The sequence below is a fragment of the Bacteroides sp. 3_1_23 genome (assembly GCF_000162555.1).
GTDB lineage: Bacteria > Bacteroidota > Bacteroidia > Bacteroidales > Bacteroidaceae > Bacteroides > Bacteroides ovatus.
The window spans coordinates 410,817-427,345 of record NZ_GG774955.1 but is presented as its reverse complement, the minus strand read 5'-3'; the positions used below and the strand labels follow the sequence as shown (position 1 = coordinate 427,345).

The following is a 16,529-nucleotide window of genomic DNA, read 5'->3' as shown; positions in this document are numbered from 1 at the left end:
TGCCAGTTCGTTTATACACAGCAAAACAACGATTGGTTATCCCCCCAACAAACCAAAATCATCATATTCATCATGAAAAAATTAAATCACATCGGCATCTTTCTTGTATGTCTATTCATTACTATCCAATCATTTGCAAGTGAACCCATACGGGTAGCGTGCATAGGAAACAGTATTACTTATGGAGCATTCATCCCCAACCGGGAAATGAACTGCTATCCGGCACAACTTCAAGCTTATCTGGGAGATGGGTATGAGGTCAAAAACTTCGGAGCCTCTGGTCGAACTATATTGTCTAAAGGAGATTACCCATATTCCGAAACAGATACCTACAAAGCATCTCTGGAATATCAGCCCGATATTGTATTAATCAAATTAGGTACTAACGATACCAAACCGCAAAACTGGAAATACAAAAACGAATTCAAAGACAATTACCAGACATTAATTGACACATATCGGAATCTGAAATCACATCCACGTATTATTCTCCTGACTCCTATCCGTTGTTTCCTGCCGGAGGGTTCGGAAATCAATGCACAACTGATAGAAAACGAGGTACGCCCCACGGTGGAAGAATTGGCCTGGAAAAATCAACTGGAAATTATCAATCTGTTTAATCTCTTCGGCGACCAGTGGGATTCGGTTATGCTACCGGACAAACTGCACCCCTCTTCTATCGGAGCAGGAGTCATGGCCCAAAAGATATATAAATATCTCGCTGTAAAAGCAACAGCTTCTCCAACAAAGCTGCAGACATCACTGGGAATACAAGATGCCAAACGATTCAACTTCCATGGACACCAAGGGTATGAATTTGAGAATGAGGGAGTAAAATGCCTTGTAGTAGAGCCCGCAAAAGAAGCCATAGGAAAACCTTGGATGATTCGTGCACGCTTTTGGGGGCATGAGCCACAGACTGACATAGCATTATTGGAACATGGCTTTCATATTGTTTACTGTGATGTAGCCGACTTATATGGCTCGGATAAAGCTGTTCAACGCTGGAATAGTTTTTACAAGCGAATGGTGAAAGCCGGATTCAACAAGAAAGTGGCACTTGAAGGGATGAGTCGTGGCGGGCTGATTGTCTATAACTGGGCGGCACAAAACCCGGAAAAAGTGGCATGTATTTATGCAGATGCCCCCGTAATGGACTTCAAAAGTTGGCCTATGGGACAAGGTAAATCTGCCGGTTCCGCCATGGATACGAAACAACTTCTCAATGCTTACGGTTTTAAAAACGAAGCTGAAGCGTTGAACTGGAAAAAGAATCCGATAGACTGTGCACCGACAATGGCAAAAGCTGGAATCCCCATCCTGCACGTGGTAGGTGATGCTGATCAAGTGGTGTCGGTTGCTGAAAACACAGCCATTTTCGAACAACGTATGGAGGAATTGCATGCACCAATTACTATTATTCATAAGCCTGGAGTGGATCATCACCCGCACTCCCTCAACAATCCCGAGCCTATTGTGCAGTTCATCCTCAAAGCTACGAACAGGGCGGAAAATATGTGTGTGCATCCTGTACCGGGAAATGAATTCCGTTCGGCAGCCGGATGGACCCAAAACTCGGACTGGAACAGCGTAGCAAAAGACATAACCGCCACTCTCAATGGGAAACATTTAAAACTGTTGTTATTGGGAAATTCCATCACACAAGGTTGGGGAGGTAACAGAAAAGAAGTGACTTACAAGCCCGGCAAAGAGGCTATGGACAATGCCATAGGAAAGGATAATTGGGAAAGTGCCGGCATATCCGGCGACCGCACGCAAAACCTGCTTTGGCGTGTCCGTTATGATAACTACAATAGTTGCCACCCTGAAAACATAGTGATTGCCATTGGAATTAATAATCTGATAAGTGGAAAAGACAGTCCTGAAAACACGGCTGAAGGAATTATCGCAGTAGCCAATGAAGTACGGAAGCAATTCCCCGAATCACGTATCATTCTTTTAGGTCTGTTTCCATCCGGTAAGGAACAACAGAGTAAAGTGCGCACACAATGTGATAAGATTCATGACATATTACAACATCACCGATTCGAGAAAGTTGAATATATCAATCCCACCAAATGGTTCACCGAAGCGGACGGAACTATGAAAGACGGACTTTATGGAAATGATTACATTCATTTCACTGGTGAAGGATATAAAGTAGCAGCAACAGAAATAGCCAAAATACTTGCTCGTTAGACAATCATCCAAAATCTAATCTTCACATAATAGTATCAGAAATTAAAAGGGCTGCGTCACATTTTCAGTGCGCAGCCCTTATTTCTATTATTTCATCACAAATTACTTAATCAATGATTCCGGATCCAAATGAGCAGATTCGATATCTTTGAAGTAACGGTAAGTACCCACTTTCAATTCAGCTGTAGCAGCATCATCACAAACGATAATACCCTTTTCATGCATTTGCAATGCACTGATTGTCCACATCTGTGTGATAGCACCTTCTACCGCATGATACAAAGCACGAGCTTTGTTATGACCATTTACAATAATCATCACTTCTTTTGCAGAAAGCACAGTACCTACTCCCACTGTCAAAGAAGTCTTAGGAACTTTGTTGATGTCATTATCAAAGAAACGGGAGTTAGCAATGATGGTATCCATTGTTAACGTTTTCTGACGAGTGCGTGAAGTCAATGAAGATCCCGGTTCGTTGAATGCAATATGTCCGTCAGGACCAATACCACCCATGAACAGGTCGATGCCACCGTATGACTTGATCTTTTCTTCGTAACGTGCACATTCTGCATCCAGATCCGGAGCGTTACCATTCAGAATATTAGTATTCTCGGGTTTAATGTCGATATGACCGAAAAAGTTATTCCACATGAAAGAATAATAGCTTTCCGGATGTTCTTTCGGCAATCCTACATATTCGTCCATGTTGAATGTTACCACATTCTGGAAGGAAACGATTCCTTTCTTATTCAGGTCGATCAAAGCTTTATACATGCCCAGAGGAGATGATCCGGTGGGACAGCCCAATACAAATGGTTTCTCGGGGGTTGGATTGGCAGCTTTTATTTTAGCGGCAACGTAATGTGCAGCCCACAGAGATACGGACTGGTAGTCCGGCTGAATAATAAGTCTCATAAGTCGATTATTTTATAGGTTAGTTAATAAATTATCTCATTCACTGTTTTAACGATCTTTCTTCAAACGGTCCGCCATGGCACGTGCCAGATTTTCGCACTGGGTATAAGTCAGGTCTTTCATAGCCTGCTTCATCTCCACCGGATCACCGATCAATTCGAATTTACTCTTTTCAGCAAACTCCGCCAGACGTTTCACCGCAGCACCTGCCCATGCAAAAGAACCGAAGTAACCCAAATAGCGTCCCTTCACCTCACGCAGCAGAATCTTTGAAAGCAGCGCTTCCACCTCCGGAAATATCTGATTACTATACGTAGGAGAACCGATAATCAATCCCTTATAACGGAAAATATCCGCTATGATATAAGAAGGATGACTCTTTGTTACGTTATGCATAACGATATTCTTAACCCCCTGTGCAGAAAGCTCTTCAGCAATAGCTTCCGCCATCTGCTCTGTATTTCCATACATGCTTCCGTAGGCAATAACAACACCTTCATCCGCATCATAACGACTCAAACGATCATATATGCCGATCACCTTTGCAATATTCTCTGTCCATACAGGTCCGTGAGTAGAACAAATGGCAGAAATGGGAAGTCCACCTAATTTCTGCAAAGCCTTTTGCACGGGGCTTCCGTATTTACCAACGATATTAGAGTAGTAACGAACCATTTCTCCCCAGTACTTATCGACATTGATCCGGGTATCCAGGAATCCGCCATCTACAGTACCAAAACATCCGAATCCGTCACCGGAGAAAAGAACTCCATCCGTTTCATCAAAAGTCATCATCGTTTCCGGCCAATGCACCATTGGAGTCATATAAAAACGCAGTTTGTGACGTCCTAAAGCGAGGAAATCACCGTCCTTTACCAGATATTGTTCACCGGTTACCCCATAGAAACCTTCAATCATACCGAATGTTTGCTTATTACCCACGATAATAATTTCCGGATAATGTTGTTTAATCAATCGGATAGATCCCGAATGATCTGGTTCCATGTGATTTATAATCAAATAATTAATGGGACGTTCTCCAATCACTTGCTTGATTTTACGCAAGTAGACTTCAAAATAACAGATATCTACCGTATCTACCAATGCCACCATTTCATCATCAATCAGATAAGAGTTATATGAAACTCCATAGGGCAATGGCCACATCGCTTCAAATCTGTGCTTGTTACGGTCATTTACTCCCACATAGTGGACATTTCCTTTAATTCTTGTTTTACTTTCCATCTTTCAAATCCATTAAATATTTCTTCCACTATTCTATACTCCGCAAAACAGCTATTTATTAAGTGGTAAGTTTATCGTTTGCAAAAATAATCCTTTTTTCCGAATCCCTATACTTCTTACCTTGATAAGCACCTCTTTCTTTCATTCTTTTTTGTAAACGAGCTACAAATTCATAATTTTTCAATCCCCAGTCCGGAGCTATTAATAAATCTTTAGGAGATTGGGAAACAAAACGTTCCACAACCATATCGGGACGGAGATGTTCTACATAATCAATCACCAGATCAATATATTCCTCAACCTCGTTAAACAAATGAAAGCCAGCAGGAGTTACGTCATACTCATGCGCCATTCGCGTACCACGGATCAACTGTAACTGATGGATTTTAAGTGTAGCTAAAGGCAGATCGGAAAGAATTTCGGCATGTGCCACCATTGTATCATGTGTTTCTCCCGGAAGTCCGAGGATGATATGTCCACCTGTCAGGATACCACAGGCCGCTGTCTGACACACAGCTTCTACTGTATCTGCATAAGTATGCCCCCGATTGATGCGTTTTAAGGTTTCATCACAAGTGCTTTCGATCCCATATTCTACCATGAGAAACGTATGTTTGTTCAAATCTTCCAGATAACGCAACAAACTTTCCGGCATACAATCGGGACGCGTACCAATCACCAGCCCGACTACCCCATCCACCGCCAATGCTTCCTCATACTTACGCTTCAAGCCTTCCAACTCCGCATATGTATTGGTGTAGGCCTGAAAATAGGCCAAATATTTCATTTCCGGATATTTATGGGCAAAAAAGCATTTACCTTCTTCCAATTGAATAGCAATAGATTTCTCTGTCCGACAATAATCCGGATTAAAAGTCTGGTTATTGCAGTAAGTACATCCACCCCACCCTTTTGTACCATCACGATTGGGGCAAGTGAAACCTGCATTCAATGAAATCTTTTGTACTTTGTAAGGAAAATATTTCCGCAAAAAAGTAGGGAAATCATTATATAATAGCTGTGTAGACATATTCATTCACTTCATTCTTTATTTTACCTACAAACATAAGCAAAATCAACGAGTTACGGAAAGTTGGCACAAAATATCTTCAATATATTAAAAATTTCATAAATACCATAAGATAAATTAATAAATATTGCAATTCGAAAAACTATTTAATTAGCTTTGCTATGATTTTAGGCATTGGCAGGAGGATACTTGTGAAAGTCTTGTGCAATTTATTCCCCAATTATGATTTCATCTCACCATACCCCATGCAACTCTTGTCAATAAAATTATCCTCTTTTATAATCTTATTCAGATTATAAAGAGGATTTTTTTAACTAATATTACTCTCTTATTTTTGTTCAAAACACAACATAGAGATCAATGCTGTATAGGATGAAGAGGAAAAAATAGGAAAAAACGAGTATTATTCGTTCAAACCACTTATCGGACTTTCCATTCTGCATTGTTTTGTTTATTTTTGCTATAAACATTAAAGTAACTACTATGAAACGGCTCCATACTTTATTTCTTCTTCTAACAATAGCGATCGATATAGCTGCTCAACCTATCTGCCAAGTTAAACATTTCTCCGTGAGTGACGGTCTCGCTCAAGGTAATGTAATGAGCATTTTACAGGATCAGAAAGGGCTTGTTTGGTTTAGTACCTGGAACGGGCTTAACAAGTTTGACGGATACACTTTTAAGACATATAAAACTTCGCAAGAGAGTAAATATGCATTCGGCAGTAATCGCATGGGAACTATTTCAGAAAGCAAATACGGAGATATATGGTGCCCCACTTACGATGGACAAGCCTGTCTTTTTGATGTGGAAACCGAGAAGTTTATTGATGTTCTCCAACCTATTGAACTTTCCACGAAACAAACTAACAATGTTACACGCATTTATTCGCTGGAGAAAGGGATTGCCTGGATTCTCTGTGAAAGCGGATATGCATTCAGAGTGGACGAACAATTATGCAAAAAAGGAGAAGGTATCACACTTTATTCAGCTTCCAACCACAACCTGAAAGGATATCAAATATTTAACATTTATCAAGACTCTGAAGAAGATGAATGGATATTGACAGACAAAGGTGTTTCCATCATAGGAAAGAAAACACTGGATACTGACTTTCCTTTCCAGTTCATCACCCAAATAAAGGAAACGATCTATCTGATTGCAGAAAATGACAAGTTAGCCAGATATGACTTCCACACTAAAAAACTGAAATTCGTAGATATTCCTTATCCGCATCATAAAATAAACAATGTCACCACCATAGGAAAAGATATGCTGGCCTTGGGAACGGATAATGGAGTGATTTTGTATTCTATCCCGAAGAACAGTTTCCAGCAAATAGACATCCGTACAGCTACCCAAACTTCCAACGATGTAGAATCTGTCTATCAAGACCACTTGGGAGATATCTGGATTTTTTCAAAAGATCCGGGCATTGTCCATCTTAACCTCGTGACCAATGAAAAAGAGCATCTGTTCACCCCAAAAGATGAGATTATCAAGCATGGGCGTAAAAGTCGCAAACTTATTTTTGAAGATAATGCGAAAAACCTATGGTTACTCCCCACGGAAGGAAACTTTTGCTACTATGACCGGAAAGAAAGAACTCTCAAACCGCTTCTTACGGATATCAATAATCCTAAGTCTATTTTCAGTCCGTTAGTCAGGTCTTATACATTGGATAATCAGGGAAACTGTTGGTTTGCAACAGCACGTGGTGTAGAGAAACTATGCTTCTTTCCACAGAGCTATCAATTTAACCTGACTGATTACGAGGCAGAAACACGTGCATTCCTGCAAGACAGCAATAAACGTCTATGGACAGCATCGAAATCTAATTATATCCAAATATTCGCACCGGATGGTAACCTGGTGGGGTACTTATCCAAACAAGGAAATATCATTAAGGAAAAACAATCGTTCTATAATGGGGTATATTCAATTCTGGAAGACAAAGATGGAAATATATGGTTGGGGACTAAAGAAATCGGACTTTTCCAACTTAAAAAGACAGGAGCAAATCATTACTCTATTCACCATTTTGAACACCAGACAAATGATCCTTATAGTTTAAGCAGTAATAGCATTTATGCTATCTTTCAGGACAGTCGTAATAATATTTGGATAGGATGTTATGGGGGTGGATTAAATCTGCTGGCACAAGCTAAAGATGGAAAAGTTTCATTTATTCATAGTAATAATGAGTTAAGAAACTATCCCATAGCTTACGGTATGAAAGTACGCAATATTGCAGAAGCTCCGGGAGGAGTGATTTTAGTGGGAACGACTAACGGACTGCTGACATTCTCGAACAACTTCGAACGCCTGGAAGAGATTAAATTCTACCGGAATATCCGTAGACCGGGAGATAAAAACAGTCTTAGTGCCAACGATATCATGCATATCTATACGGACAAGAATAAAACGACTTATGTTGTCAGCTTTACCGGAGGAGTAAATAAAGTGATATCTCCCAATCTGCTGAACGAGAATATCCAATTCAAAAACTACGACAAGAACAACGGGCTGGCTTCCGATCTGGCACTATCAATGATTGAAGATACACAGAACCAACTATGGGTTGTTTCGGAGATTGCGCTCTCCAAATTCGATCCAGCCAAAGAAACTTTTGAGAACTATGAATTAAGTTCCATCTATCAGGAATTCAATTTCTCCGAAGCTCTTCCTATTATCAATGCCCGCAACCAGATTATCTTAGGAACTGATAAAGGCTTTCTGGAAGTTTCTCCGGAGAAGATGCGGAAGAGTAGCTATGTTCCTCCTATTGTGTTTACAGGACTCAAGATTCAAGGACACCTTACCGATCACTCCATTGACAATCTGGAAGAATTGGAACTGGAGCCCTCTCAAAGGAATGTAACTTTCCAGTTTGCTGCACTTGATTATGTCAATCCAAAAGGGATTTTATATGCCTATCGCCTGCAAGGACTAGAAGAAGAATGGAATGAAGCAGATAATAACCGTTCCGCTAGCTACATCAACTTGCCTGCAGGCAAATATCAGTTGCAGGTAAAGTCAACAAACAGTGACGGGGTCTGGGTGGACAATGTACGGACTCTATCTATACATGTACTCCCCACCTTTTGGGAAACCTACTGGGCATGGCTGTTCTATTTCATTCTATTCATACTCTTTACGGCAAGCATCGTATATGTATTATTTTACATCTACCGGTTACGTCACAGAGTGGATATGGAACAACAATTAGCAAATATCAAACTGCGATTCTTTACTGACATATCTCATGAGTTACGTACTCCGCTAACTTTAATCAGTAGCCCTGTGACAGAGGTATTAGAGAATGAACCGCTTTCTCCTTCCGCCCGTGAGCATTTGACTTTGGTACATCAGAACACAGAGCGCATGCTCCGACTGATGAATCAGATTCTGGATTTCCGCAAGATTCAGAATCAGAAAATGAAACTACTGATTGAAGAGACCGATCTGATCCCACTTTTGCAAAAGGTGATGAGTAGCTTCAAACTGATAGCTGAAGAAAAGAACATAAACTATCAGCTGACTTCTACCATCCAGTCGGTATATAGCTGGGTGGATAGAGATAAGTTTGAAAAGATATTCTTCAATCTGCTTTCCAATGCATTCAAATATACACCTGCCGACAAGTCGATTACAGTCAATATCACAACGAAAGAGAAGACGGTAGAGATAGAGGTTGCAGACGAAGGAATCGGAATTGCAGTAGAAAAGCAACATTCCTTGTTCCAACGCTTCGAGTCATTGGTAAAACAGAATATTCTGCAACCATCTTCCGGCATCGGGCTGTCTCTCGTGAAAGAGATGGTGGAAATGCATCATGGCACTATTACAGTAAATAGTCAACCCGGAATAGGCAGCCGTTTTACAGTAAGCTTGCCTTTACAACGGGAAATTTTCGAAGAGGATGTACAAGTCGAATTTATCCTGAATGATAGTCAGAGTTCAGCACCTCATCCCGTCGATAGCATGAAAGCGCCGGAAGAGGTGGAAGAAAAAGAAGACCTTGAGACTAATTCGGATGGTTTCTCCATATTGGTGGTAGAAGATAATGAAGAGTTAAAGGCTTTTCTGAAAAGTATTTTGTCGGAGAATTATACGGTAATCACAGCTTCCAATGGTGAAGAGGGATTGCAACATGCTGTTGACGACCTGCCCGATCTTATTATCAGCGATGTTATGATGCCGGTGATGGACGGTTTAGAAATGATTAGGCAAATCAAAGAGAACAACAATATTTGCCATATCCCCATCATTGTATTATCAGCCAAAGCCTCTCTGGACGACCGTATCGCCGGATTGGAACAAGGCATTGACGATTATATCACCAAACCTTTCAGTGCTACTTATCTAAAGACCCGTGTAGCCTCCTTGTTACGACAACGCAAAGCATTGCAGGAGCTCTATATGAATAGGCTGATGGAAGGAAAGAATACCTCTTCTCCCGATCCTCTGACTCCTTCACAACCACAGATTACTCCATACGACGAGCAATTTATGAAAAAAGTAATGGCATACATGGAAGAACAGATGGACAATGCCGAACTAACGATTGACGAATTTGCAGAACAGTTGATGCTTAGCCGTACAATCTTCTACCGGAAATTAAAATCAATCGTCGGACTGACACCTGTTGACTTTATACGGGAAATACGTATCAAACGTGCCGTACAACTGATTGACAGCGACGAATATAACTTCTCCCAGGTAGCATATATGACGGGATTCAACGATCCGAAATATTTCAGCAAGTGCTTCAAGAAAGTGATAGGAATTACCCCGTCAGAATACAAAGAGAGAAAAAAATAACTCTTTGATAAGAATATAAAAAGTCCCTTTATACCCGGTTGTCTCATTATTCGATCAATCAAAATTCGATAGAGTAAACTGATATAAAGGGACTTTTCATACAAGATAAAGAGATTTGCCTGTCAACAACACATCAATATCCAAACTTACATTGACAAACAAACACCTGTTTTTCCGAATCATCATTAAATACTTCTTCTTCAAATCCTCCATATTTATGAATAATACTAAAACCATTCCATTCCAAATATGAATCCAACTCTTGAGGGAAAAACATTCTCATATCCAGATTTTGAATAGAATTGAATTCACCATTGATAAAATAATGCCATTCGATCTGATTAATCTGGGTTTTATTTTCATATCGCATTGTCTGCTTTATCGAGACTTCTCTTCCATCATCAGTTGTATACGTGTCTATTTCCTGCTGCTCTTTCTCACCTTCAACTATATACCGAAATTCGGATTAAAACAATCCAACAGAAATAAGCCTCCGTCTTTGAGGTGATTTTTAACGACATGAAGTACCTTAAATTAATCTTCATTCTCATATAAATGATGGATCGAATTAAATGGAATAAAAATAAGGTCGTACTTCTCCTGTAAATCCAGAGTCCTGATATCCGCCTGAATGAAATTGATTCTTAGTCCAGCCTCGGCAGCTTTCATCTTAGCCTGATGGAGCATTGAAGCAGTGTAATCAACCCCACTTATATCATATCCATCCTTTGCAATAGGAAGAGTAAGTCTGCCAGTTCCACAGCAAAGCTCAAGTATTCGGGCATCCTTGTTTTTAGGTAACCACCGCTTATAAAATTGCAAATCATCCATGCTGGTATTCATTCCATCATAAATATTTGCATCATAAATTAAATCGCCAACTTTATAATCACTATTCATTTATGTCCTCCAATATTCATTATTTACGATTATTTCTTATACAAACGAGAATATCCCCAACGTACAATGTACCAAAAGGATATTCTATACACAACCAGAAGAACTACCAGTCGTTCGCAAATGTAGTAAATATCTATAAGCCAGCTATGATTATCCTCTAAAACCTTTACTTTAGTGATTTTCTATTTCGATAAAGGTTCAATATATGATCTTGTTGGATATTCTACTCAAATATGAAATTTTTAATAGATAATCCCTTATTTGAACCTCTGAATACAAAATAGACTTTCTCTTTCTTCCGTAATTTCTTCACTTCAAAACTCTGCTTCGTCCACTCCCCGTTAGTAGATTGAATAGTGCAAGAAGCCAACAGTTCCCCTTGTAAAGAGCCTCTTCTCATTTCAAGAACTCCACCCGGATTCGAAGCCTGCAATTCCAATGTTACCTTTCCGGGTCTTTTCTTAAATGTCAAGTTATTAAACACAAGCCAATCACCGTCCTTTATATCCGTTAGAAATTGCATCGGACGTTTGCCGACAGGACGAACCAATGTCATCCCTTCCCGGTCGTCATAACGAGAGAAGTCTATCTCCGTAAATGCATCATAATGATTGCCGCGATGCGCACTTTCCAGTTCAAAAGAGTCAAAGTCGGCATATCCGCAAGGATTTCCTTTCATTACATTATAACAACAGAGTGCATGCCGTATCCCTAGAAATCCCCAGAAATTAGAAACATCTTCAGGACCGAAACAATGATATTGGCGATTATCCAAACTATAATGAAAACGGGTAGCCCCTTCTTTCGTTGTTTCTGTGCGCAGATAGATTCTCTGAACATCATTCAATTCAAGACTATCCACAATCATCTCTGCCGCATCCCGGTTCCCTTCTCTCATTTCAAGCCAAAAGCGGTTGTCCTTCTTTCTGACTCCAAATTGATACATCATTCTTCCCATAATCCCATTTCCGGCAAAGTCACCTTCCTTCAAGCCGGACAAGTCTAATAATACCGTGCCCGTGCTATACGGTCCTGTCACCTTTTGAGTTAACGAGTTCCTCGCCTAATAAAAACCTTTGACATGTTGAGCATATATTCTAAAATAACCCGGCCTGTCCGTCAAGCTCCACTTCTCTTTATGCGGAACATGATTAAATTCCCAGACCGGAGCCAATTCCGGTTTGTCAAAAGAATCGGAATGATGAGGATAATTCATCTTATGTTTACCTCTGACTGCCGGTTTCCGATAAGTAACCACTCCTTTCCCCGGTCTGCCTTCCGGTCCGACAACCGGCCATTCATTCTCCCATTTCATAGGATACAACATCAGACACCTCCCCATATAATCGCGATCTTGAAAAGTGTATGCCCAGGATTCTCCTTCAGCCGTTTCTATATATCCGCCCTGATGAACACCTGCACCGGCATAATTAATATCATCATCTATCAGAACTTTCGTTTCATAAGGCCCGTAAAGGTCCCGTGAACGACTTATCATCTGCACTCCATCATACCCCAACGCCGGATTAAAGACATAATACCATCCGTTTCTTTTATAAGTGTGACATCCCTCAAACAAATGGCCGTAACCTTCGGGAGCTGTTATAATGAGCGTTCCCTTATCTTGAGGGTCGAGCACTCCCGTAGCATCATCTTTCAACCGCGTCAGATAGATTTTCCCTTTCCCGTGAGTGACATACTTTTTACCGTCATCATCAATAAAAAAGCCGGGATCATACAACCGCTTTTCAAACTTATGCATCGTATAAGGACCTTCCGGCCTCGTACTCTTAAACATGACGAAACCATCATCCGCAATATTGACTCCTATATAATAAATACCTTCATCATATCTGATGGTAGGGGCCCAGCACAAACGGCTATAAGCCGTTTTCTCATTTTCCATCCGATATTGAGGCTGGAAAGTGATACTGTCATAAGCATGACCGATAATTTGCCAATTAATCAAATCTTTCGAATGACAGACCGGAATTCCCGGCATTGCCACAAAGGACGAACTAACCATATAATAATCCTCCCCTACACGGATAATATCAGGATCAGGATAATCGGCATTAATCACCGGATTGGTATAGGTTCCGTCACCATTATCGGAGGAAAACAGGATATGTCTCTGAACAGGTGCACAAGCTTGCAGGAACGTCAATATGCACCCCAGAATCAAAAGACAAGGTAAACACTTAAAAGAACAAGTTGAATGATACATCATAGTATTCGCATTTTAATCAATAAATAAACGCCCGGATGAGCTTAATTAACAATGCAACATTAAGCATTTCCTCCATCCTGCCAGAGTAATAATCAGTACAAAAGGAGGACAATCATACCTACCCTTTCAAACAAACATTTCGGTATCTTTCTATTTACATTATAAAGTTCACGTCCTATTCGGCTAAAATGTTTTATCTTTGAACAGGTCTATGGATTTATCGGCTCCAAATAAGCCTTGCATAGGAAATCCTCCTTTTCTACCGGATATTCCCCACAAAAATAATGAAAAGCGCGTACTATTGCAGTCTCAAATCTAAAAACCCAAAAAACTAGAAAATGAAAAAGCAATGGATCATTGCCTGTCTTATCGGAATTCAAGGGGTAAATGTACAGGCACAACAACCCAGCAAGTATCCCTATCAGGACACGAAGCTGACTGCGGAACAACGGGCGGACGATTTACTTCAACGCCTCACATTAGAAGAAAAAGTAGCGTTGATGCAAAACAATTCCCCGGCTATTCCCCGGCTTGGTATTAAGCCGTATGAATGGTGGAACGAGGCTCTTCATGGCGTTGCCCGTGCCGGACTGGCTACTGTCTTTCCGCAAGCCATAGGTATGGCCGCTTCTTTCAACGACGAACTATTATACGAAGTCTTTGATGCCGTATCCGACGAAGCACGCGCCAAGAACCGCCAATTCAATGAAAGAGGACAGTATAAACGTTATCAGGGATTGACCATGTGGACTCCCAACGTCAATATATTCCGCGACCCTCGCTGGGGACGGGGACAGGAAACATACGGCGAAGACCCTTATTTGAGCGGACGCATGGGAATGGCGGCAGTCAGAGGTCTGCAAGGACCGGAAGATGCCGAATATGACAAACTTCACGCCTGCGCCAAACACTTTGCCGTTCACTCGGGACCGGAATGGAACCGCCACAGCTTCAATGCAGAGAACATTGCTCCCAGAGATTTATGGGAAACTTACCTTCCAGCTTTCAAAGAACTGGTACAGAAGGCAGGAGTGAAAGAAGTGATGTGCGCTTACAACCGTTTTGAGGGCGATCCCTGCTGTGGCAGCAATCGTCTGTTAACCCAAATTCTCCGTAACGATTGGGGATTCAAAGGAATCGTAGTAACCGACTGCGGAGCAATCGGAGATTTCTTCCAACGCAAAAAACATGAAACGCATCCCGATGCCGCCCACGCTTCCGCCGACGCTGTTTTAAACGGAACAGACCTCGAATGTGGCGGTAACTTCAAAAGTATCACCGATGCCGTGAAAAAAGGTCTGATTTCGGAAGAGAAAATCAATACATCAGTCAAAAGATTGCTGAAAGCCCGCTTCGAACTGGGAGAAATGAATCCGACTCATCCGTGGAGTAACATTCCTTATTCTGTTATCAACTGCCCCAAGCATAAAGAACTGGCACTGAAAATGGCGCATGAAAGTCTGGTATTGCTTCAAAACAAGAACAATATCCTTCCATTAAACCGTCAAATGAAAGTCGCAGTGATCGGCCCCAACGCCAACGACTCGGTGATGCAATGGGGTAATTACAACGGTTTCCCTTCACACACCGTAACTTTACTGGAAGGAATACGCGCCAAGCTCCCCGACGCACAAATCATCTACGAACCTGTGTGCGGATACACGAACGATACCACCCTGCACAGCTTGTTCAACCAATGCAGCATCGACGGAAAGGCCGGATTCAGCGCTACCTATTGGAATAACCGCGAATATAAAGGTAAGATTGCCGCAACCGACCGTCTGACTACTCCTTTCCATTTCAGCGCAGAAGGTTCTACCGTGTTTGCTCCGGGTGTGGGACTGAAGAATTTCACCGCCATCTATCGTTCTACTTTCCGTCCGACAGATTCCGGCGCCGCCACTTTCCGCGTGATGACGAATGGAGGGGTTACCTTATTCCTCAACGGCAAGCAGATAGCGGAAGCAACCAATATCAAGAATCACACCAACCTGTATTCGTTCAATTATGAAGCTGGAAAGAGTTATGACATTCAATTGCATTTTATTCAAGTAAAAGACAACCCTACACTTCATTTCGATCTGGCTAAACAGACTCCAATGGATGCCCGTGAAGTCCTAAACAAGTTGAAAAATGCAGATGTAGTTATCTTCGCCGGAGGTATCTCTCCCCTGTTGGAAGGAGAATCGATGCGGGTATCTGATCCCGGATTCAAAGGTGGCGACCGTACGGAAATCGAATTGCCCGCCATCCAGCGCGAAGTGCTCGCTCTATTGAAAAAGAATGGAAAGAAAACGGTATTTGTTAATTTCTCCGGTTCGGCGATGGCTATCGTACCCGAAACTCAAAGTTGTGATGCGATTCTACAAGCATGGTATCCCGGACAGGCAGGTGGAACAGCCGTTGCCGATGTTCTTTTCGGAGATTACAATCCTGCCGGACGTCTGCCTATCACTTTCTATAAAAGCATACAACAATTACCGGATTATGAAGATTATTCAATGAAAGGACGTACCTATCGTTTTATGACAGAAACTCCCCTTTATCCATTCGGCTACGGTTTAAGTTATACCCGTTTCTCTTATGGAAAAGCTACCCTGAACCAATCGAAGCTAGCCAAAGGCGAAAAAGCGATCCTTACTATCCCGGTAAGTAATGTCGGACAGAGAGACGGTGAAGAAGTGGTGCAAGTGTATATCTGCCGTCCTGACGACAAAGGAGGTCCACAAAAAACTCTTCGTGGTTTCCAACGGGTCAACATTGCTAAAGGTAAGACGCAGAATGTCAATATAGAGCTTCCTTACGATTCTTTCGAATGGTTTGATACAGCGACCAATACCATACGTCCTTTAAGCGGAACATATAAGATACTTTACGGAAACAGTTCAAATGAAAATGACTTGCAAACGTGCAGTATTCAGATTCAATAGGTAATACCATTCCATATATAATTTGAGGCTAAGTTGAACTTAGGCTACATTGAGAATTTATAAAAAATGGGGTTTATTGTCAGGCCAAGAGATATGGCTTCATAAAGTGATTGTTTTCAAGCTATTACCTACTGACAATAGAAGCTGACAATAGGCTGACAATAAAGATTTCCGTCTTTTATTGTCAGCCTATTATTGTTTAAAACTACACTATGCAGCTATTATCCCTTATTTACCAAGCCTGCATTATTCCGCT

Annotated in this window: 7 protein-coding genes and 2 pseudogenes; 3 read left to right on the top strand and 6 right to left on the bottom strand. The window is 41.3% G+C overall.

The features are described 5' to 3' along the window. Positions 1-72: 72 nt before the first annotated feature. Positions 73-2,199 carry a GDSL-type esterase/lipase family protein gene (locus HMPREF9010_RS05075; protein ID WP_008650732.1) on the top strand — a complete coding sequence of 709 codons (2,127 nt, stop codon included), beginning with the start codon at positions 73-75 and terminating at the stop codon, positions 2,197-2,199. Positions 2,200-2,301: 102 nt separating this feature from the next. On the opposite strand, the gene nagB is transcribed toward HMPREF9010_RS05075, so the two are convergent. The 3 genes from nagB to HMPREF9010_RS05090 are packed head-to-tail and all read right to left on the bottom strand — an operon-like array spanning position 2,302 to position 5,395. Then, entirely contained in the window at positions 2,302-3,114 is an 813-nt protein-coding gene (nagB, locus tag HMPREF9010_RS05080; protein WP_004301540.1) for a glucosamine-6-phosphate deaminase, read from the bottom strand. 48 nt (positions 3,115-3,162) lie between these two features. After that, entirely contained in the window at positions 3,163-4,359 is a 1,197-nt protein-coding gene (locus HMPREF9010_RS05085) for an FprA family A-type flavoprotein (RefSeq protein WP_004305272.1), read from the bottom strand. A 58-nt stretch (positions 4,360-4,417) separates the two neighbouring features. Continuing rightward, positions 4,418-5,395, bottom strand: a complete 978-nt coding sequence (locus tag HMPREF9010_RS05090; protein ID WP_004305273.1) for a TIGR01212 family radical SAM protein — start codon at positions 5,393-5,395, stop codon at positions 4,418-4,420. A gap of 477 nt (positions 5,396-5,872) precedes the next feature. Here HMPREF9010_RS05090 and HMPREF9010_RS05095 point away from each other — a divergent pair, with 477 nt between their 5' ends. Further along, positions 5,873-10,213 (top strand): hybrid sensor histidine kinase/response regulator transcription factor, encoded by a 4,341-nt coding sequence (locus tag HMPREF9010_RS05095; RefSeq protein ID WP_008650731.1) that lies wholly within the window; start codon positions 5,873-5,875, stop codon positions 10,211-10,213. Positions 10,214-10,346: 133 nt separating this feature from the next. Here HMPREF9010_RS05095 and HMPREF9010_RS0124700 read toward each other — a convergent pair. From HMPREF9010_RS0124700 to HMPREF9010_RS05100, 3 genes and pseudogenes are all read right to left on the bottom strand, one after another. Next, positions 10,347-11,113: pseudogene (locus HMPREF9010_RS0124700) on the bottom strand (class I SAM-dependent methyltransferase). 223 nt (positions 11,114-11,336) lie between these two features. Beyond that, positions 11,337-11,636, bottom strand: coding sequence for a carbohydrate-binding protein (locus HMPREF9010_RS26620; RefSeq protein ID WP_232284381.1), 300 nt, complete (start codon positions 11,634-11,636; stop codon positions 11,337-11,339). Between the two features lie 120 nt (positions 11,637-11,756). Continuing rightward, positions 11,757-13,340: pseudogene (locus HMPREF9010_RS05100) on the bottom strand (glycoside hydrolase 43 family protein); the annotation flags it as partial. Between the two features lie 341 nt (positions 13,341-13,681). Between HMPREF9010_RS05100 and xyl3A the strand changes: the two are divergent. Further along, positions 13,682-16,273, top strand: coding sequence for a xylan 1,4-beta-xylosidase (xyl3A, locus tag HMPREF9010_RS05105; protein WP_008650730.1), 2,592 nt, complete (start codon positions 13,682-13,684; stop codon positions 16,271-16,273). Positions 16,274-16,529 lie beyond the last annotated feature (256 nt).

Coding starts and splice junctions, on each gene's coding strand:
- HMPREF9010_RS05075 (WP_008650732.1), top strand. CDS start 73: ATGAAAAAATTAAATCACATCGGCATCTTTCTTGTATGTCTATTCATT.
- nagB (WP_004301540.1), bottom strand. CDS start 3,114: ATGAGACTTATTATTCAGCCGGACTACCAGTCCGTATCTCTGTGGGCT.
- HMPREF9010_RS05085 (WP_004305272.1), bottom strand. CDS start 4,359: ATGGAAAGTAAAACAAGAATTAAAGGAAATGTCCACTATGTGGGAGTA.
- HMPREF9010_RS05090 (WP_004305273.1), bottom strand. CDS start 5,395: ATGAATATGTCTACACAGCTATTATATAATGATTTCCCTACTTTTTTG.
- HMPREF9010_RS05095 (WP_008650731.1), top strand. CDS start 5,873: ATGAAACGGCTCCATACTTTATTTCTTCTTCTAACAATAGCGATCGAT.
- HMPREF9010_RS26620 (WP_232284381.1), bottom strand. CDS start 11,636: ATGCAATTTCTAACGGATATAAAGGACGGTGATTGGCTTGTGTTTAAT.
- xyl3A (WP_008650730.1), top strand. CDS start 13,682: ATGAAAAAGCAATGGATCATTGCCTGTCTTATCGGAATTCAAGGGGTA.